Here is an 18,299-nt window from a genome sequence, read left to right on the forward strand (position 1 = left end):
CATGCCATCGACCACCCAGCACACCGCCCGCCTGCCCTATCACAAGCTGTCTTCCAAGGCCTTCATGGGCCTGGTGAGCCTGTCGGAAACCATCAAGAAAGGCCCGCTGGGCGCCCGCCTGGCCGAGCTGGTGTTTCTGCGCGTTTCGCAGATCAACGGCTGCGCGTACTGCATGGACATGCACTGGACCTACCTGGTCAAGGACGGCATGGACCCGCGCCACCTGAACGCCGTGGCCGGCTGGCGCGAGGCGCCTTTCTTCGGCGAACGTGAACGCTCCGCGTTCCGCTGGGCCGAAATCATCACCGCCACGCCCCACAGCGATGCGAGCGATGAGGAATACGCCAAGCTGCAGGCCGTTTTCACCGAGGCCGAAATCTCCGAACTGGGCTTTGCGATTGGCGTGATCAATGCGTGGAACTTGATCAACGCGGGCATGCGCGCGCCCATTCCAGAGGCGGGCTGACACCCCTGCGGCACAAGGGGCCGGCCTCACCCCTGGCGCGCGGGAGAGGCGTTGGGCCCCGACCCATCTCCCTTGCGCAATTCCGGATTGACTCCACAGTCCCGGTCACTCAAACTCAAGTGTTTCCATGGGTAACTGGCGTCGCAAAGATGCCTTGCCAACGTTCCCGTGCGCTTCCACCCGCTTGTGAGACCACCGCCATGAACTTCCTGCACCGAACCGCGATGGCCCTGATGGCGAGCCTCGTCGGCGCCACGTGCGCCGCCCAAGCTCCCGTTGCCTCCATCACCACGACACGCCAGCCCGAGCGCATCATCTGGACCGCCAACACCCCCCACGGGACAGGCAAATTGCGACTGGCAAGCCCTGACGGCACCACCACCGACCTGGCGTTCCCACGCGCCCCGATCGTGCTGGAGCCCCAGCGGGCCGGCCTGGCCGACGGGCGCTATTTCTATGAGCTGAGCCTGGATCCTCCGCTCGTCATGGATCCCGCACAGGCCCAGGCCACCATGCACCAGCGCATCGTGTCCGGCTCCTTTGTCGTGGCCCAGGGCCAGCTGGTGGTCGGCGGCACCGAGTCCAGTGTGCCGGTGCCCCGCGCCAAGTCGGCGACCACCACGTTTTCCACCAAGGATCAGGTCATCCCCGACGACCTGGTCGTGCAGGGCAGCCTGTGCGCGGGCCTCGATTGCGTCAACAACGAGTCCTTCGGTTTTGACACGCTGCGGCTGAAGGGAGCCAATCCCATCATCCACTTCCAGGACACGAGCAATAGCCCGTTTCCCACCAACGACTGGCGCATCCGGGCCAACGACGCCGCCTCGGGCGGCGCCTCCTACCTCGCCATCGAGGACGCGACCACCGGCAACCGGGTCTTCAGCGTCAGTGCCGGGGCCCCCACCAACAGCCTCTACGTCAGCTCCGGCGGCGACCTGGGCCTGCGCACCGCCACCCCGGTGCTGGACGTACACGCCCTGACGGGCGACACGCCCGGGGTCCGACTGGAACAGACCTCGGCGGGCGGCTTCACGGCGCAAACCTGGGATATCGCCTCCAACGAGGCCAACTTCTTTGTGCGCGACCTCACAGGCGGCTCGCGCCTGCCGCTGCGCATCCGCCCTGGAGCGCCCACCAGCAGCCTGGACATTGCCGCGTCGGGCAACGTCGGTCTGGGCATCGCGTCGCCGGCCGCCGCGCTGCATGTCATGCGCAACGACGGGACCGCCCAGGTCCTGGTGCAGGAGACCAACGGCACAGCCGCCCAGCGCACCCTGCTGAACCTGGCCAACAACGGCCCCGCCACGCTGCGCTTCACCACGGCACCGGCCACCGGCTGGGACATGACCGCTGGCACGGCCCTCACGCTGGCCACGCAGGGCGCGGGCACACCGCAGTTCACACTGGCGGCGAACGGCAACCTGGCAATCACCGGCACGCTGAGCACCGGCTCCAGCCGCACGCTCAAGACGGGCATCGAGCCCATCAATGGCACCACCTTGCTGGAAAAAGTGCTGAGCCTGCCGCTCTACCACTGGCGCTACAAGTCCAGCCCCACGCAAGAGCGCCACGTTGGCCCCATGGCCGAGGACTTCCGCAAGATCTTCCAGCTCGGCCAGGACGACAAGAGCCTGGCCCCCGGCGACCTCGCCGGCGTGACCCTGGGGGCCGTGCAGGAACTCGCACGCAAGGTGACCGAGCGCGAGGCAGACATCGCAGCGATCCGGGCCCGTATCTCGCTGCTCGAAGCACAGATGGCGGCCCCCGCCAAGCCCGCGCGTTGAAGGGGTTGCCAGCCATGCCCTACCGCCACACACCCCTGCAGGCCCGGCAGCAGCCGCGCGCCGCGGCCCTGCTGATAGCTACCGCGCTCGCAGCGTCGCTGCTGTGCCAAAGCGTGCAGGCACAACAACCGGGCGACACCCCCGGTGCCGCTGCAATCACCGCCCGCCTCTTGGCCCAGCGGCTCGAGTGGACCCCCGCCGCGCCCCATGGCCGCGCCGTGCTGCGCATCGCACGCGAGGGCGAGGCGCCGCAGCAAGACATCGTGCTGCGCAGCCCCCTGGTGTTCTCGCTGCAAGACACACCCCTGCCCGACGGGCGCTACACCTACGAGCTGACGCTGGCCCCCACCACCAGCGCCGTGCGAACCGACGATGCCACTGCGGCCCTGGTTCCGGCTGCACCCGTGGGCCCCGGTGGCGCCATGTTCAGCGGCAACGTATCCGTGGCCGGCGGTGCTTTCGTGCTGCCACCGGATGTGCCGCCCCGGGGCGAGGTCGGTGCGGCGGACAACAGCAGCGCCACCGCCCCCACCACCCGGGCCGGCACACGCATGTCCACCAAGGACGAGGTGGTCGCCGACGACCAAATCGTCCAGGGCAGCGTCTGCACGGGATTCGACTGCGTCAACGGCGAGGTTTTTGGCGACGACACCCTGCGGCTGAAGGAGAACAACACCCGCATCGGTTTCTGGGACACCCGGATTGCACCGTTTCCCAACAACCGGTGGACCCTGGTCGCCAATGACAGCGCCAGCGGCGGGGCCAGCTTCATGGGCATCGAAGATGTCACGGGCGCCAGGTTCCCCGCGCGCTGGCAGGCTGGCGCACCGGCCAGCAGCCTCTATGTAGACCCGCAGGGGCGCGTAGGCATCCGCACAGCCGTGCCCGTGCTGGACCTGCATGTGGTGTCCACCGACACGCCGGGGTTGCGGCAAGAGCAGAGCAACGTCAGCGGCTTCACGGCCCAGACCTGGGACATTGCCGGCAACGAGGCCAATTTCTTCGTGCGCGACGTCACGGGCGGCTCGCGCCTGCCTCTGCGCATCCGCCCTGGCGCTCCACACTCCAGCCTCGACATTGCCGGCAATGGCAACGTCGGCATGGGGACTCCGCGCCCCGTGGCATCGCTGAACCTCCGGCGCGCCGACGGCTCCGGCACCTTGCTGGTCGACAACACGACGACCGCTGCCTCTGCCGCGCGCATGCAGATGGAGCTGCAGAACAACGGCGCCATCGCTGCGCGGCTTGCACATGGCACGGGCACTGCGTACTGGACCCAGCACGCCACAGGCTCGGCATTCAGCCTGGCGCCCAGCGGCAGTGGCAGCAATGCACTGTCGATGCAGGCAGGCGGCGGCCTGGTGGTGGCTGGCACGCTCAGCCAGGGCTCCAGCCGTACGCTCAAACACGACATCAGCCCCGCCCCGGTCCACACCGTCCTCGGCGAAGTGTTGAACCTGCCGCTGTATGCCTGGCGCTATCTGAGCGACCTCAACGCCAGCCTGCATCTGGGGCCCATGGCCGAGGATGTGCACCACCGCTTCAAGGTGGGAGCAAGCCCGCAGACGCTTGCGCCCAGCGATGTCGCAGGCCTTGCGGCCGCCACGGTCCAGGCCTTGCACCAGAAGCTGGCCGCCAAGGATGAGGAACTCCTGGCCCTGGCGGAACGCCTCTCGTCCCTGGAACGGCAGCTTGAACGCAATCGCGGAGGCGCGCGATGATGGCCCGCGCAGCGCGGGCTGCAGCCACCTGGTGCCGGTACCTCCTTGCGGGAGCAGGGACCGTCGGCCTGCTGTTGTGGAGTGCTGCAGCCGCAGCCCAGAGCATCAACGTCACGCCCTCCACCATTCCCGTCCCGGTGCAGGGCGTGCCGTACAGCGTGACCTTCGTGGGCAGCAATGGTGTGGCGCCGTACCAGTTCCTGGTCAGCACCGGCATGCTACCTGCCGGCCTGAGCCTGTCGGCTGGCGGCGCCCTCACGGGCACCCCCACCACCGCGGCGGCCTACAGCTTCACCATCACGGTGTCCGACTTCCTGGGCCGCGAGGTGGACCTGACAGGCACGGGCGCCGTGACCAGTGCGCTGGTCATCACCCCGCCACCCGGACTCGTCGTCAACACGCCGTACAGCGGACAGATCCAGGTGACGGGAGGAACAGGCCCCTACACCTTTGTCATCAACTCGGGCGCCTTGCCACCGGGCATGTCACTCAGCGCCAGCGGCATGCTGACCGGCACACCCACCACCCTGGGCAACTACATCCTGGTCATCCGGGTCACGGATGCCAACGGCCTGTCCTCAGTCATCACGCTGAACATCAGCGTCGCGGCCACTGCCACGATTCCGGTCAACGACCCCTGGATGCTGGCCCTCGCTGCGCTGGGATTGGCCTGGCTGGGACGGCGTCAACTTCGGCAGCGGCAGCGGTACTGACGCACCGGCACCGGGCGCATAGGCGGCCCAGACACGCCTACGCCTGCTGCCCGACAAGGCCGGGTTGCCGGGTCCCTGCGCCAGTAGGGACCCGGCACCGCCGTTCCACGTCACGGCCAGACCCGTGCTTGGCGGCTCCTGGGCCACAGGGCCGCCAAGCGGCCCCGAAGTGCCTCAGGTGTAGCCTGCCTGACAGACCCTGGCGCAACACCGCCCTACAGTGGCGTCTCCCATCCCTACAAAAAACCGGAGACACCACCATGCTCAACATTCCTTCCCTGCAAGAAAGCGTCAGCCCCGAAGAATGGCAGCTGCGCTGCGACCTGGCCGCCTGCTACCGGCTCGTTGCGCTCTATGGCTGGAGCGACCTGGTCTTCACCCACATCAGCGCCAAGCTGCCCGAGTCGGTCTCGGGCCCGGAGCACCAGTTCCTCATCAACCCCTACGGCCTGATGTTCGAAGAGATCACGGCGTCGAGCCTGATCAAGGTGGACATGTTGTGCAACAAGCTCCACGAATCGCCCTTCCCCGTGAACCCGGCGGGCTTCGTCATCCACAGCGCCGTGCACGAGGCGCGGCCCGATGCGGGCTGCGTGTTGCACACCCACACCCGCGCCGGTGTGGCCGTTAGCGCGCAGAAGGGCGGCGTGCTTCCCATCAGCCAGCAGAGCACCTTCGTGCTGGGCTCGCTGGCGTACCACGGGTACGAGGGCGTAGCCTTTCGCGACGAGGAAAAGCCGCGCCTGCAGGCCGACCTGGGCGAGGCCAACTTCCTCATGCTGCGCAACCACGGCCTGCTCACCGTGGGCAAGACCATTGCCGACGCGTTCCTGTCGATGTACACCTTCGAGAACACCTGCCGCATCCAGATCGATGCCCAGGCAGGCGGCGAGCTCACGGCCGTGAACCCGCAGATCGTGAGCGGCGTGGCCCAGGCCATGCGCGTGCAAACCGGGGGCCTGGGCGGCGCGTTCGCCTGGCCAGCGCTGCTGCGCAAGGTGCAGCGCGAGGCGCCGGGGTACGACAGCTAAGGCCCTCCCACGGGGAAAAAAGAATCTGCCAGCGGCGAACGCGCCCAAGGCATAGGATCGGTGCCTCCTGACTACTCCCGAAGGATCCTCCATGAAGCTGTACTACTCGCCCGGCGCCTGTTCTCTGTCCCCGCACATCGCCCTGCACGAAGCAGGCCTCGCCTTCACGCCGGTGCTGGCCAGCACCAAGAGCCACAAGCTGCAAGACGGCACCGACTACTACGGCATCAACCCACTGGGCTACGTGCCCATGCTGGAACTGGACGACGGCACCCGCCTGCGCGAGGGCCCGGCCATCGTGCAGTACATCGCCGACCAGGTGCCTCAGAAAATGCTCGCGCCGCAAAACGGCACGCTGCAGCGCTACCGCCTGCAAGAGTGGCTGACCTTCACCGGCATGGAGCTGCACCGCGGCTTCAGCCCGCTGTTCAACCCGGCCACACCCGAGGAGTACAAAGCCATGGCCCGCGAAAAGCTGCTGGATCGGCTGCAGTGGGTGGATAGCCAGCTGGCGGGCAAGCAGTACCTGATGGGTGATCAATTCACCGTGGCCGATGGCTATTTGTTCACCGTGACCAGCTGGACGAAGCCGACCAACCTCGACATCTCCGGCCTGGCAAATCTGGCGGCTTACCGGGATCGCGTGGGCGCACGTCCTGCCGTGCAAGCGGCGATGAAAGCCGAAGGTTTGCTGAAGTAACGCTAGAGCGGGCGCTGGCGCGAAGCCACCAGCGCCCCCACCCACAGCGCGCAGGCCGAGAACACCAGCCCGCGCGCCAGGCCGCCGGGGCCGTCGGCGATCCAGCCGACCACCGTGGGCCCGACGATCTGGCCGGCCGCGAAGACGATGGTGAAGGCGCTGATACCGCTGGCCCACAGCGCCTGCGGCAGGTTGTGCCGCACCAGGGCCGTGGTAGACGCCACCACCGACAAAAACACCCCACCAAACAACAGGCCCGAGGCCAGCACCACCGGCCAGGCCCCCGTCAGCGCAGGCAGGATGGTGGCCACACCCAGCAGCGCATTCAGCCGCGCCAGTGCTTCGCCACCGTGGCTGCGGTCCAGCAGCCCGGCCCAGACGCGCGACGACGCCACCACAGCCAGCCCGAGCAAGGCATAAAACAGTGTCACCTCGCCCGCACCCCGGCCCTGATCACGCAACAGGGCCACCACAAAGGTCATGTAGCCGATGTAGCCCACGCCAAACAGGCCATAGCCGAGCAACGCAGGGGCCAGTGCCCGCCAGCGCACCCGCTCGGGCACTGTGGCTGCGGATGTTGCCCCGGCTCCGCCGGCCACGGGCGCTGCCAAACCGCTCAACACCCGCGCGGGCCACAGCAATGCCGCCGTGGCCCCCACGCAGGCCAGCGCCAACGCCCACCACGCCCATGTCCAGCTGTGCGGCGCGGGGGCCACTGCCAACACCGCAGGCACCAGCAGGGCCGACAGGCTGATACCCCAACCCGTGCCGCCGTAGTACAGGCCCAGCAACAAGCCGCTGCGTCCCGGCACCTGGGCCCCCAACCGCGCCGCCAGCAGGCCCCCCGCAATGAACACCAGGGCACTGGCCCCACCCGCCAACAAGCGTTGCACCAGCAGCGGCGCCGCCTGCGTGAAGAATCCGCTCAAGCCCATGAACACCGTGGCCATCACCGCCCCCACCATCAGCACGGCACCCGGGGCCAGGCGCCGCAAGAGCCAGGGTGTGGCCAACGCGCCCAGCAGATAGCCCAGGGCATTCACCGTGTTCATGGCCCCCGCCAGCGTGTAGGACCAGCCCAGGTCTTCGCGCATGGGCGGCAGCAGCAAGGCATAGGCAAACCGCGTGATGCCCAGCGACAGGGCGGCACCCATCGACAAAGCCACCGCCAGCCACAGGCTGCGCCACGGAGATGCAAAGGAGAAGGCCAAAGGCAGTGGCGCAGACATAGCGGCCCATTTTCACGCAAGGGGCTCAACACCACACTAGGCCATGGGCTAACACAAAACCGGAACCCTTGTTGACGCCAGTGTGCTGCACGTTTTGCGCTGCAGCATTAAGCTGCGAGGCTGCTTTTCCGCACGAACCTTTTCAGGACCTGCCCCATGACCTCTTTGTTTGACCCCATCCGCGCGGGCGACCTCCAACTGGCCAACCGCGTTGCCATGGCGCCGCTGACGCGCAACCGCTCGCCCGAGGCGATCCCCACCGATCTGGTCGCCACCTACTATGCGCAGCGCGCCAGCGCCGGGCTGATCATCTCCGAGGCCACGGCCATCAGCCCCCAGGCCCAAGGCTATGCCGACGTGCCCGGCCTGTACGGCACCGAGCAGCTCGACGGCTGGAAAAAAGTGACCCACGCTGTGCATGCGGCGGACGGCAAGATCGTGGTTCAGCTATGGCATGTGGGCCGTGTGTCGCACACCGACCTGCAGCCGGGCAATGCCCACCCGGTGGCACCTTCGGCCATCCGCGCGCACACCAAGACGGTGCTGATCAAAGAAGGCGTGCCCACCTTCACAGAAACCTCCGAGCCCCGCGCGCTCAAGGCCGAGGAAATCCCCGGCATCGTGCAGGACTACCGCCATGCCGCCCGCAATGCGATTGCATCAGGCTTTGATGGCGTCGAGATCCATGCGGCCAACGGTTACCTGATCGACCAATTCCTCAAGACCGGTGCCAACCAGCGCACCGACGACTACGGCGGCAGCATTGCCAACCGCGCCCGTCTGCTGCTCGAAGTGACCCGCGCCATCGTCGAGGAAATCGGCGGTGGCCGCACGGGCATCCGCCTGTCCCCCGTCACGCCCGCCAACGACATCGTGGACGCGGACCCCCAGCCGCTGTTTGACTACGTGGTGCGCCAGCTGGGTCCGTTGGGCCTGGCTTATGTGCACATCATCGAAGGCGCCACCGGCGGCCCGCGCGAGGTGGAAGGCCGTCCATTTGACTACGTCGCACTCAAGACGGCATACCGTGCAGCCGGTGGTCTGGGTGCGTGGATGGTCAACAACGCCTACACCCGCGAGCTGGCTGACGCAGCCCTGGCCCACTGCGCCGACATCGTGGCCTTTGGCCGCCCCTTCATCGCCAACCCCGACCTGGTGACGCGCCTGCAAGCCAACGCACCGCTCAACGAAGTAAACCGCGCCACGCTCTACGGTGGTGGTGCCGAGGGGTATACGGACTATCCCGCACTGACTGCATGAAATGATTCGCGCATTGCGACGCGCTCATCCCCGCCCCCGGCAACTGGCGTAGCGCTCTGCCAGCGGCCGCCGCGCAAGGGGCCACCGAGCCGCACGGGCGGCGCTTCGCTGGCGTGCGCTGGCGGAGTCCCCCTTGAGAGGGAGGGCGCCGCAGACGACTCAGGAGGGGCTTCCAAGTCCAATAGGGCTTGGCGCCCGCATCACGATCCGGGTGAACAGGCGGTCATACGCCGCATCACGTGGCTTGCCGGGCGCCAAGGGGTTGGTGTTGCTGGCAAAGGCCGCATCGATGGCCGCCCAGTCGCCAGGCTGCAGGCACTCCTGTGCCGCAGGCAGCACCACGGTTTCTTCCACGCGCATATGGTCCAGGTAAAAGCGCACATAGCGCAGCAGCGCCTCGGCAAAAACCTCGCGGCGTGCATCGCCCATCAGCTCCCAGCCCAGCAAAAGGTGCTGCAGCTCGCGCACTGCCGCCTCGCCGCCTTCGTGGTCACGCTCCAGCTGCGCAATGGCCTCGGCGGCCTGGGGTGCACGCTCGGCCACCTTGGGGAACAGCCATTGCGATTCCTTGGGGTGGTGCTGCCGCTCGGGAAACTCGTCGATATAGAACAGCATGGCCCGCATCACGTCAAAGAACGCGGCAGGCTCATCGCCCGGGCCCTGGTCGAGCATCAGGCGCAAGGAATGGAGCACGGCCGCAAGCGATGCATGCTCTTCGCGAATGGTCCGCAGGCTGATCGATGGCATGGCGCACTCCAGAGGTTAGACACAGCCCGAGGGTGCCACGCGGCGCCATGCACACCCATGACGCAGGTCAATAAATGGACAGCGACCTGCACGCGTGCCCAGGGCCCTGCGAGCACACCCGCTCGCGAAGAGCTGGTCTGCGCTCTGAACGCAAAAGGCCCTGCAAGCCGACACTGCAGGGCCTTCGATGCCGGCCCCCGCAAAGGGACGCTCAACGTTGCCGGATCAGCGTGCCAGCCGCGCCTGCGCGGGGGAAGCCAGCGCCTGAGACTCTGCATAAGGCGCCGCCACGCTGCTGCTGCGGTGGGCAGGGTGGCCATGCCCCATGGCCTCCGCGAGGCGGAACTGCTGCACCACCTGCGACAGCCGCGCCGCCTGCTCCCGCAGCGACTCGGCAGCGGCGGCGGACTCTTCCACCAGCGCCGCATTCTGCTGGGTCATGCGGTCGATTTCGCCCACCGACTGGTTCACCTGGCCAATGCCGGCCGACTGCTCGGACGCAGCCGCCGTGATCTCGCCAATGATGTCGCCCACGCGCTGCACGCTGCTCACGATGTCCTTCATCGCCGTGCCCGCGTCTTCCACATGGCGCACACCGCCGTCCACCGCCGTCACGCTGCTCTGGATCAGGCCCTTGATGTCACTGGCCGCAGCCGCCGAGCGCTGGGCCAGGCTGCGCACTTCGCTGGCCACCACGGCAAAGCCCCGGCCCTGCTCACCTGCACGGGCGGCTTCCACGGCGGCGTTCAGCGCCAGGATGTTGGTCTGGAAGGCAATGGAGTCGATCAGGCCAATGATGTCGCCGATCTTGCGGCTCGACGCCGATATCTCGTGCATGCTGGCCACGGCTTGCTCCACCACAGAACCACCGCGCGTAGCGGTGCTGGAGGCCGATGCCGCCAGCTGGTTGGCCATCTGCGACGACGACGCTGTCTGCTGCACCGTGGCGGTGAGCTGCGACAGCGAAGACACGGCCTCCTGGGCGTTGCTGGCCGTCTGCTCGGTGCGCTGGGACAGGTCCTGGTTGCCGGTGGCGATCTCCTGGCTGGCCGTGGCGATGTTGCCGCTGGCATCGCGCACTTGCGCCACCAATGCTCCCAGGCCCTGCTGCATGTCGCGCAGCGCGCGCTGCAGATCGGCCACTTCGTCCTTGCCCTCGGCAGCAATGTGCTGCGAGAGGTCGCCCCCCGCAATGGCCTGCGCCATCTTGCGTGCGTCTTCCAGGGGGCGGCAGATCGAGTTCATGTTCATCAGCGTGGTGGGCACCACCACCAGCACGGTGATCAGCACGGCCAGCACAAACAGCCATTTCGTCTCGTTGGACACCTGGCCCTGCTGCTCCACGGCCTTGGCGACATCGGCGCGCAGCACGGCGTCGAGTTCTCCCACCAGCTTGTCGGCCTGGTCGAATTCGGCCACGGCCTTGCCGCTCATGCGGTTGGCGATGGTGGCCGTGTCGTAGCCACTGGCCTCCAGCTGGCGGGCCACATGGGCGAACAGTTCGCGGTAGCTGTCCAGGCGCTTCACAATGTTGCGCACCACGACGTTGTCGGCATCCTCATCGCCCTCCAGAAACTTGGCCGCAATCTTCTTGGCCTTGTCCTGGCTTTCCAGCCATTTGGCGTGCGAGGCCTTTACGGCCTCCGGCTTTTCGTAGCCGATGATCATGTCCTTCTCGAACTGGCGGATGGCCCCCATCTCGCCGCGCAACTCCGCCATGTAGCCCACCTTGGCGAAGGAGTTGTTGGTGAAGTCCTCGCTCATCGCGTGGATGCGGAACATGCCCAGCATGCCCGCCCCTCCCAGCAGTCCCAGCAGGCCCAGCACCACGCCAATGGCCCCCAGCATGCGCAAACGTATGGTGAACTGCCGCATGAGCGAGAAGAGATTCATGATCTGTCGTCCTTGATATGGGTATGCCAATGCGTCCGCCGCCCATCCCCCGGGGCCACAGATTCGCAACAAATCGTTGCAGTTTGCCAGACATCGATGACCGCGCCGTACCTATTTATCACATGCGCCACCGCTTGAGTAAGAGGGCATTCGCCATCACGCTGACCGAACTCAGCGCCATCGCTGCCCCCGCCACCACCGGGCTCAGGTAGCCCAGCGCCGCCAGCGGGATGCCGGCCACGTTGTACGCAAACGCCCAGAACAGGTTCTGGCGGATTTTCATCACCGTACGGTGCGAGATGTCCAGCGCGGCTGCCACCAGCATCGGGTCGCCGCGCATCAGCGTGATGCCCGCTGCATGCATGGCCACATCCGTCCCGTTGCCCATCGCCATGCCCACATCCGCTGCGGCCAGCGCCGGGGCATCGTTAACGCCATCGCCCACCATCGCGACATGATGGTGCTTGCCGTCAGCGCCCTGTTGCAGCGCAGCCACCTTGGCCGCCTTGTCCCCCGGCAACACCTCGGCCATCACCTCGCCCGCGGCCGGGTCCAGCCCTAGGCGCCGGGCCATGGCCTCGGCCGCGCCCCGGTTGTCGCCCGAGATCATCACGGTGCGGATGCCACGCACCTTCAGCGCCGCCAGCGCCTCGCGGGCGCCGGGCTTGGGTTCGTCGCCAAAGGCCATGACCGCACGCAATGCCAACCCTTCTGTGACCCGCTGGGCCACCGCCGATACCGTGGCGCCTCCGCGCTGCAAAGCCTCCGCACGGTCTGACAACGGGCCCAGAGCCACCCCCAGCTCCTGCATCCAGCGCAAGCTGCCCACCAAGTAGCTCTGTCCCGCCACCTCGCCCTCAGTGCCGCGCCCAGGCACGGCGCGCACATTCTTTGCTGTCGCCACGCTGATCTGCCGCTCGCCCGAAGCAGCCACCACGGCACGCGCCAGCGGGTGTTCGCTGCCGCTTTGCACGGCCGCCACCGCCGCCATCACGGCAGCCTCGTCCAGGCCGGACACCACCTCAAACGCCGTCAGCCGGGGCTGGCCCACGGTCAGCGTGCCCGTCTTGTCAAAGGCCACCACATCCACCTTGTGCGCCAGCTCCAGCGCCTGCGCGTCCTTGATCAAAATGCCGTTCTTGGCCGCCACCCCCGTGCCCGCCATGATGGCCGCTGGCGTGGCCAGGCCCAGCGCACACGGGCAGGCAATCACCATCACCGCCACGGCGTGGATCAACGCGGCCTCCATGCCCACACCCATCCACAGCCACCCCAGCAGCGTGGCCAAGGCCACCACCAGCACCACGGGCACAAACACGGCAGACACCTGGTCCACCAGCCGCTGGATGGGCGCCTTGGCCGCCTGCGCGTCTTCCACCAGTCGGATGATCTGGGCCAGCACCGTCTCGGCCCCCACGGCCGTCACGGCCATCACGATGCGCCCGTCGCCGTTGATCGAACCGCCCGTGAGCGCTGCACCCACATCGCGGGCCACCGGCAAGGGCTCGCCCGTGAGCATGGACTCGTCCACCTGCGTGTGGCCCTCATGCACCGTGCCATCCACCGGGATGCGTTCACCCGGCCGCACCACCAGCCGGTCGCCCACCAGCACCTCGGCCACCGGCACATCCACCTCGCCCTGCTTGGACAGCAAATGCACCACATCCGGCCGCAACGCATGCAGCGCGCGGATGGCGGCCGTGGTCTGGCGCTTGGCGCGCGCCTCCAGCCACTTGCCCAGCAGCACCAGTGTGACCACCACGGCAGACGCTTCAAAGTACAAATGCGGCGCATGTCCTTCATGGGCCGTGAGCCACAGCCACATCGACAAGCCCCAGCCCGCACTCGTGCCCAGCGCCACCAGCAAATCCATGTTGCCCGACAGCGCCTTGGCCGCATGCCAGCCCGCCTTGTAAAAGCGCGCACCCAGGATGAACTGCACCGGCGTGGCCAGCACGAACTGCACCCAGGCGGGCAGCATCCAGTGCTGGCCGAACAGGTCACCGACCATCGGCAGCACCAACGGCGCCGATAGCAGCAGGCCGATGCCCACGGGCATGAAGCCGGCCCAGGGTGACAGGTCTTCGGGCGCATCGTCTTGCCCTGCGGCACGCGGCTCGTAGCCCGCGTTGCGAACCGCGCGGCGCAGCAGCGCCTCCACCGCAGCGGCATCGGCACCCACGCTGGTGGCGAAGGCAATCCGCGCGGACTCAGTGGCCAGGTTGACCGAAGCCTCCTGCACGCCCGGCACCTTGCGCAGCGCACGCTCCACGCGGCCCACACAGCTTGCGCAGGTCATGCCGGAGATGCCGAGGTCCAACGAATGGACGGCCTCAGAGGAATCGAGAGTTGGAGTGTTCATGGCGAGGATGGTGATCCTTGACGTGATGGCAAGGTCAAGCATTGATATTGATCAACCCTCACATCATGAGTGTCTTGAACGTGGTTTGACTCTGCCACGATGTCAAGCTTCAACATTCGCTTCGGTCGCTTCAACGGCCCTCTTGAAAACCAACCCAAGGACACCCCATGACAACCACCACGACTTTCCAAGTTCAAGGCATGACCTGCGGCCACTGCGAACGCGCCGTCACCCAGGCCGTGCAGCAGATCGACCCCGACGCCCAGGTCCGCATCGACCGCGCCAGCGGCAAGGTGGACGTGGACAGCACCGCCCCGCGCGAAGCCCTGGCCGCCGCCATTGCCGAAGAAGGCTACACCGTCGCGGCCTGAGTGCCACGCCACCATGCACCCAGCGAGGGCCACACCATGACCACGCCCCACTCCACGCGGACCACGGCGGGCCAAGCCGCCAACGGCAGTAAAGGCAGCACTGGCATCACCGACACCAAGGCCGCTACGAAGCCCCGCGCCACCTCCTGGCCCGTGCCCATCGGCGTCGCTGCCCAGCGCGCGGGCATCTCGGCGCGCATGGTGCGGCACTACGAATCGCTGGGCCTCATCAGCGGCGTGGCGCGCACCGACAGCGGCTACCGCCAGTACACCGAGGCCGACGTACACGCCCTGCACTTCATCCGCCGCAGCCGCGACCTGGGCTTTTCGATGGAAGAAATCGCCGAGCTGCTCGGCCTGTGGCACGACCGCAGCCGCGCCAGCAGCCAGGTCAAGCGCATCGCGCAGCAACACATCGATGACCTGAGCGAACGCATCGCCCAGATGCAAGCCATGCAGCGCAGCCTGCAGACCCTGGTGTCCTGCTGCAAGGGCAACGACCGGCCCGAATGCCCCATCCTCGACGACTTGGCGGCGGGGAACAGCGAACCCCGCAGCGCAGCACCGCGCAGAACGCTATCAAACAAATAGCTAACAAGGCATATCCATCGCGCGGCAGGGGCAAAAAAACCTTCAAACTCCTGCCCACCACGCGGCCTACACCTCTGCGGCAAGCCCCCCATGGCAGACTCTCAGGCTTTCCCACAGCCTGCTACTGCCTGCCCCATGCTCACCGGTGACCTACGCAACAAAGTCGATCAAGTCTGGAACGCCTTCTGGTCCGGCGGCATCGCCAACCCCATTGAAGTCATCGAGCAGATCACCTACCTGCTCTTTCTGCGCGCCCTCGACAGCGACCAGACCCGCGAAGACAACAAAGCCCTGCGCCTCAAAACCCAGCCCGTGCACCTCATCCCCGCAGGCGTGGACGCGCAAGGCCGCGCCCACGACGCCATGCGCTGGTCCCGCTTCAAGAACATGGCCCCGGCCGAAATGTTCGATGTGCTCAGCAACCAGGTCTTCCCCTTCCTGCGCGGCCTGCAAGGGTCGGGCGGCCCGGCGGCAGAGTCGGCCTTTGCCCGCCACATGCAAGGCGCCCGCTTCACCATCCCCACGCCCGGCCTGCTGGCCAAGGTGGTCGATTTGCTCGACACCATCCCGCTGGACGACCGCGACACCAAGGGCGACCTGTATGAATACATGCTCGGCAAGATCGCCTCTGCCGGGCAGAACGGGCAATTCAGAACGCCCCGCCACATCATCGATTTGATGGTGGCCCTCACGGCCCCCACACCGCAAGACACCATTTGCGACCCGGCCAGCGGCACCTGCGGCTTTTTGGTGGCCGCAGGCGAATACCTGCGCCGCACCTACCCCGACATGCTGCGCGTGCCCGCGCAAAACACGCACTTCCACCACGGCATGTTCCACGGGTACGACTTTGACAACACCATGCTGCGCATCGGCAGCATGAACATGGTGCTGCACGGCGTAGAACACCCCGCCATCGAATACCGCGACTCGCTGGCCGAAGGTGCGGCGGGTGATGTCGAGGCCTACAGCCTCGTCCTGGCCAACCCGCCCTTTGCGGGCAGCCTGGACTACGAAAACACCGCCAAGGATTTGCAGCAAACCGTCAAAACCAAAAAGACCGAGCTGCTCTTTCTGGCCCTCTTCCTGCGCCTGCTCAAAACCGGCGGGCGCGCGGCGGTGATCGTGCCCGACGGCGTACTGTTCGGCAGCAGCAAGGCCCACAAAGAACTGCGCCGCAAGCTGGTAGAAGAGCAAAAATTGGATGCCGTCATCAGCCTGCCCGGCGGCGTGTTCAAGCCCTACGCGGGCGTCAGCACCGCCATCCTGCTCTTCACCAAAACCATGAGCGGCGGTACCGACCACGTGTGGTTCTACGACATGCAGGCTGACGGCTGGAGCCTGGACGACAAACGCCAGCCCCTGCTGGATGCAAGCCTCTTAGGCCTGCAGCGCTTTGTGGACAAGCGCAACCAGCTATCAAAATCAGAGCACACTAAAAACAACCTGCCCGATGTGCTGGAACGCTGGGGCCAGAGGAACGGCACCGAACGCGACCGCCCCCGCACCGCCCAGAGCTTCTGCGTGCCCAAGGCCGACATCGAAGCCAATGGGTATGACCTGAGCATCAATCGCTACAAGGAAGTGGTGCATGCGCAGGTGCAGCACCGGGCGCCGGGGGAGATATTGGCGGAACTGCGGTCGCTGGAAGACGAGATTGCCCGGGGGATGGGGGTGTTGGAGGGGATGTTGAAGTGACTCCTTTCGCAACCATTGAAAGTGCCTGCGAACTTGTTACGGACGGCACACACTACACGCCCAAAGACGTGGGAGCCGGCATCCCCTTCCTAACGGTTAAAGATGTGTCGGGGGAAGGTCTGGACTTTGAGAACTGCTCCTTCATATCGGAATCAGATTTCATACTCGCCAAAGCAGGCAACAGCGCTCCTCGCCGAGGCGATGTACTTTTCTCAAAAGACGGCACTGTCGGAAAAGTGCATGTAGTTTCTACAGACAGGCCATTTGCTGTTTTGTCCTCGTTGGCGATATTGCGCCCGAACCCAACTAAGGCAAACGCCGACTATCTTGGGCACGTGCTGCGCTTTCCCGCAGTGCTCGATGACGCGCTGAAAAAAAAGACCGGGTCAGCGATCCGCAGAATCGTTTTGGGGGATTTGAAGCGAGTCCGATTTCCGCTACCTAAGCTTGAAGAACAACGCCGCATCGCCGCCATCCTCGACCAAGCCGAAACCCTCCGAACCCAACGCCGCACCGCCCTGGCCCTGCTCGACAGCCTCACCCAGTCCCTCTTTCTCGATATGTTTGGGGACCCGGTGGCGAATCCGAAGGGGTGGCCGGCGGAATCTCTGACCGATCTGTGCCATTGCTACAGCGGAGGCACTCCGTCAAAAGCAAAAAAGGAATATTGGGAAGGTGAGCTACCTTGGTTCAGCGCCAAGGACATGAAGGCCGAAGATTTGTTTGATTCGGAAGATCACATCTCAGAGCAGGTGCCCGAAACGACAACTTTGAAACTGTTGCCCAAAGACACTGTTGCGATAGTGGTGCGGGGAATGATCCTCGCTCATACGTTTCCGGTTTGCGTTTTACGTATACCGGCGACGATCAATCAAGACCTCAAAGCGCTCTTGCCCAAACAACCCGTCAACAGTCAGTTCTTGGCTGCATGCTTGCGCAGCCAGTCAGGATTCGTTCTTGAGAAGGTTTCAGAAGCAGGTCACGGCACAAAGCGATTGGACGCTCAAGGCCTGCAGAGCATCCGAATCCCAAGACCCGGTGATGCGCTAGAACAAACCTTCGCCACCCGCATCGCCTCCATCGAAGCCCTCAAAGCCACCCACCGCCGCGCCCTGGCCGCGCTGGATGCGCTGTTTGCCTCGCTGCAGCAGCAGGCCTTCAGTGGTGAGTTGACTCTGGCTGCCCCACGCTCTCCGGCACAAAGCCTTGAGCAATTGCAGCAATTGGAAGCGGCCATCGGCCTGGAAGCATTGATCTTTATTGCCAAGCGCATGCCCGATGGCGATCTCTACAACTCCCTCAAGGCCATCTACTTTGCGGACAGGCACCATCTGGAGCACTACGGACACCAGATCTACAACGAGACCTATTGCGCACTACCCCATGGCCCGGTCCCTCAGTCGGCTTACGACGCCACGCGGGTGCTCATTGGCGAACGGATGTTCAGCGACTTTGACGACGACGCCATGCGTGCCGCCCTGCGCCGCAATGACAAGAAACTCACGGCCCTGCGTGATGCCGATTTCAGCAAGCTCAGCCGGTCAGTGGTGGAGAGCCTGGAATGGGCCGTCCGTTACTGCAGCGACATGAAGTTTGGGCAGACCAAGACGGCATCGCACGACAGCGCCTACGAGCGCACACCCAAGAACGAGACGATCCCGTTGCAATACATCATCGACACGTTGCCGCCTGAAGCCCGTCAGCGTCACTGGAATCTCTAAGCTCCACCGTCC

The 18,299-nt window shown here is 65.9% G+C and carries 15 protein-coding genes; 11 read left to right on the forward strand and 4 right to left on the reverse strand.

Annotated elements, in window-relative coordinates; all coding sequences use genetic code 11:
- Position 1: 1 nt before the first annotated feature.
- From IB243_RS10285 to gstA, 6 genes are all read left to right on the forward strand, one after another.
- Positions 2–466 (forward strand): carboxymuconolactone decarboxylase family protein, encoded by a 465-nt coding sequence (locus tag IB243_RS10285; RefSeq protein ID WP_192426770.1) that lies wholly within the window; start codon positions 2–4, stop codon positions 464–466.
- A 200-nt stretch (positions 467–666) separates the two neighbouring features.
- Complete coding sequence (locus IB243_RS10290; protein WP_192426771.1) at positions 667–2,250, forward strand: tail fiber domain-containing protein; 1,584 nt, start codon at positions 667–669, stop codon at positions 2,248–2,250.
- Between the two features lie 14 nt (positions 2,251–2,264).
- Positions 2,265–3,971 carry a tail fiber domain-containing protein gene (locus IB243_RS10295; protein ID WP_192426772.1) on the forward strand — a complete coding sequence of 569 codons (1,707 nt, stop codon included), beginning with the start codon at positions 2,265–2,267 and terminating at the stop codon, positions 3,969–3,971.
- On the forward strand, positions 3,968–4,684 hold the full coding sequence (locus tag IB243_RS10300) for a putative Ig domain-containing protein (RefSeq protein WP_192426773.1): 717 nt from the start codon (positions 3,968–3,970) through the stop codon (positions 4,682–4,684). The genes IB243_RS10295 and IB243_RS10300 overlap by 4 nt, the downstream gene beginning before the upstream one ends.
- 260 nt (positions 4,685–4,944) lie before the next feature.
- Positions 4,945–5,715 carry a class II aldolase/adducin family protein gene (locus IB243_RS10305; RefSeq protein ID WP_192426774.1) on the forward strand — a complete coding sequence of 257 codons (771 nt, stop codon included), beginning with the start codon at positions 4,945–4,947 and terminating at the stop codon, positions 5,713–5,715.
- Between the two features lie 91 nt (positions 5,716–5,806).
- Positions 5,807–6,415 (forward strand): glutathione transferase GstA, encoded by a 609-nt coding sequence (gstA, locus tag IB243_RS10310; protein WP_010465072.1) that lies wholly within the window; start codon positions 5,807–5,809, stop codon positions 6,413–6,415.
- Positions 6,416–6,417: 2 nt separating this feature from the next.
- On the opposite strand, the gene IB243_RS10315 is transcribed toward gstA, so the two are convergent.
- Positions 6,418–7,644 (reverse strand): YbfB/YjiJ family MFS transporter, encoded by a 1,227-nt coding sequence (locus IB243_RS10315; RefSeq protein WP_192426775.1) that lies wholly within the window; start codon positions 7,642–7,644, stop codon positions 6,418–6,420.
- 156 nt (positions 7,645–7,800) lie between these two features.
- On the opposite strand from IB243_RS10315, the gene IB243_RS10320 reads away from it, so the two are divergent.
- Positions 7,801–8,904: an alkene reductase gene (locus tag IB243_RS10320; protein ID WP_192426776.1), complete on the forward strand. Its 1,104-nt coding sequence runs from the start codon at positions 7,801–7,803 to the stop codon at positions 8,902–8,904.
- Between the two features lie 159 nt (positions 8,905–9,063).
- On the opposite strand, the gene IB243_RS10325 is transcribed toward IB243_RS10320, so the two are convergent.
- From IB243_RS10325 to IB243_RS10335, 3 genes are all read right to left on the reverse strand, one after another.
- The gene (locus IB243_RS10325; protein ID WP_192426777.1) at positions 9,064–9,651 is read right to left on the reverse strand and encodes a hemerythrin domain-containing protein; all 588 of its coding nucleotides are present in this window, start codon (positions 9,649–9,651) and stop codon (positions 9,064–9,066) included.
- A 225-nt stretch (positions 9,652–9,876) separates the two neighbouring features.
- On the reverse strand, positions 9,877–11,544 hold the full coding sequence (locus IB243_RS10330) for a methyl-accepting chemotaxis protein (RefSeq protein ID WP_010465065.1): 1,668 nt from the start codon (positions 11,542–11,544) through the stop codon (positions 9,877–9,879).
- A gap of 118 nt (positions 11,545–11,662) precedes the next feature.
- A complete protein-coding gene (locus IB243_RS10335; protein WP_192426779.1) occupies positions 11,663–13,906 on the reverse strand; it encodes a cation-translocating P-type ATPase in 2,244 nt (747 codons plus the stop codon).
- A 167-nt stretch (positions 13,907–14,073) separates the two neighbouring features.
- Here IB243_RS10335 and IB243_RS10340 point away from each other — a divergent pair, with 167 nt between their 5' ends.
- The 4 genes from IB243_RS10340 to IB243_RS27430 all read left to right on the forward strand — a co-directional run bounded on the left by IB243_RS10340 (position 14,074) and on the right by IB243_RS27430 (position 18,287).
- Positions 14,074–14,277 carry a heavy-metal-associated domain-containing protein gene (locus IB243_RS10340; protein WP_029414201.1) on the forward strand — a complete coding sequence of 68 codons (204 nt, stop codon included), beginning with the start codon at positions 14,074–14,076 and terminating at the stop codon, positions 14,275–14,277.
- 36 nt (positions 14,278–14,313) lie between these two features.
- Positions 14,314–14,868: a Cu(I)-responsive transcriptional regulator gene (gene cueR, locus IB243_RS10345; RefSeq protein ID WP_225584882.1), complete on the forward strand. Its 555-nt coding sequence runs from the start codon at positions 14,314–14,316 to the stop codon at positions 14,866–14,868.
- Between the two features lie 135 nt (positions 14,869–15,003).
- Entirely contained in the window at positions 15,004–16,566 is a 1,563-nt protein-coding gene (locus tag IB243_RS10350) for a class I SAM-dependent DNA methyltransferase (protein ID WP_192426781.1), read from the forward strand.
- Positions 16,563–18,287: a restriction endonuclease subunit S gene (locus IB243_RS27430; protein WP_192426783.1), complete on the forward strand. Its 1,725-nt coding sequence runs from the start codon at positions 16,563–16,565 to the stop codon at positions 18,285–18,287. Before IB243_RS10350 ends, IB243_RS27430 begins: the two co-directional genes overlap by 4 nt.
- Positions 18,288–18,299 lie beyond the last annotated feature (12 nt).

It is taken from the genome of Acidovorax sp. ACV01, assembly GCF_014851495.1.
Classification (GTDB): Bacteria; Pseudomonadota; Gammaproteobacteria; order Burkholderiales; family Burkholderiaceae_C; genus Acidovorax; species Acidovorax radicis.

Excerpts from the sequence above, each read along its gene's own strand:
- IB243_RS10285 (WP_192426770.1), top strand. The coding sequence starts at position 2 with ATGCCATCGACCACCCAGCACACCGCCCGCCTGCCCTATCACAAGCTG.
- IB243_RS10290 (WP_192426771.1), top strand. The coding sequence starts at position 667 with ATGAACTTCCTGCACCGAACCGCGATGGCCCTGATGGCGAGCCTCGTC.
- IB243_RS10295 (WP_192426772.1), top strand. The coding sequence starts at position 2,265 with ATGCCCTACCGCCACACACCCCTGCAGGCCCGGCAGCAGCCGCGCGCC.
- IB243_RS10300 (WP_192426773.1), top strand. The coding sequence starts at position 3,968 with ATGATGGCCCGCGCAGCGCGGGCTGCAGCCACCTGGTGCCGGTACCTC.
- IB243_RS10305 (WP_192426774.1), top strand. The coding sequence starts at position 4,945 with ATGCTCAACATTCCTTCCCTGCAAGAAAGCGTCAGCCCCGAAGAATGG.
- gstA (WP_010465072.1), top strand. The coding sequence starts at position 5,807 with ATGAAGCTGTACTACTCGCCCGGCGCCTGTTCTCTGTCCCCGCACATC.
- IB243_RS10315 (WP_192426775.1), bottom strand. The coding sequence starts at position 7,644 with ATGTCTGCGCCACTGCCTTTGGCCTTCTCCTTTGCATCTCCGTGGCGC.
- IB243_RS10320 (WP_192426776.1), top strand. The coding sequence starts at position 7,801 with ATGACCTCTTTGTTTGACCCCATCCGCGCGGGCGACCTCCAACTGGCC.
- IB243_RS10325 (WP_192426777.1), bottom strand. The coding sequence starts at position 9,651 with ATGCCATCGATCAGCCTGCGGACCATTCGCGAAGAGCATGCATCGCTT.
- IB243_RS10330 (WP_010465065.1), bottom strand. The coding sequence starts at position 11,544 with ATGAATCTCTTCTCGCTCATGCGGCAGTTCACCATACGTTTGCGCATG.
- IB243_RS10335 (WP_192426779.1), bottom strand. The coding sequence starts at position 13,906 with ATGAACACTCCAACTCTCGATTCCTCTGAGGCCGTCCATTCGTTGGAC.
- IB243_RS10340 (WP_029414201.1), top strand. The coding sequence starts at position 14,074 with ATGACAACCACCACGACTTTCCAAGTTCAAGGCATGACCTGCGGCCAC.
- cueR (WP_225584882.1), top strand. The coding sequence starts at position 14,314 with ATGACCACGCCCCACTCCACGCGGACCACGGCGGGCCAAGCCGCCAAC.
- IB243_RS10350 (WP_192426781.1), top strand. The coding sequence starts at position 15,004 with ATGCTCACCGGTGACCTACGCAACAAAGTCGATCAAGTCTGGAACGCC.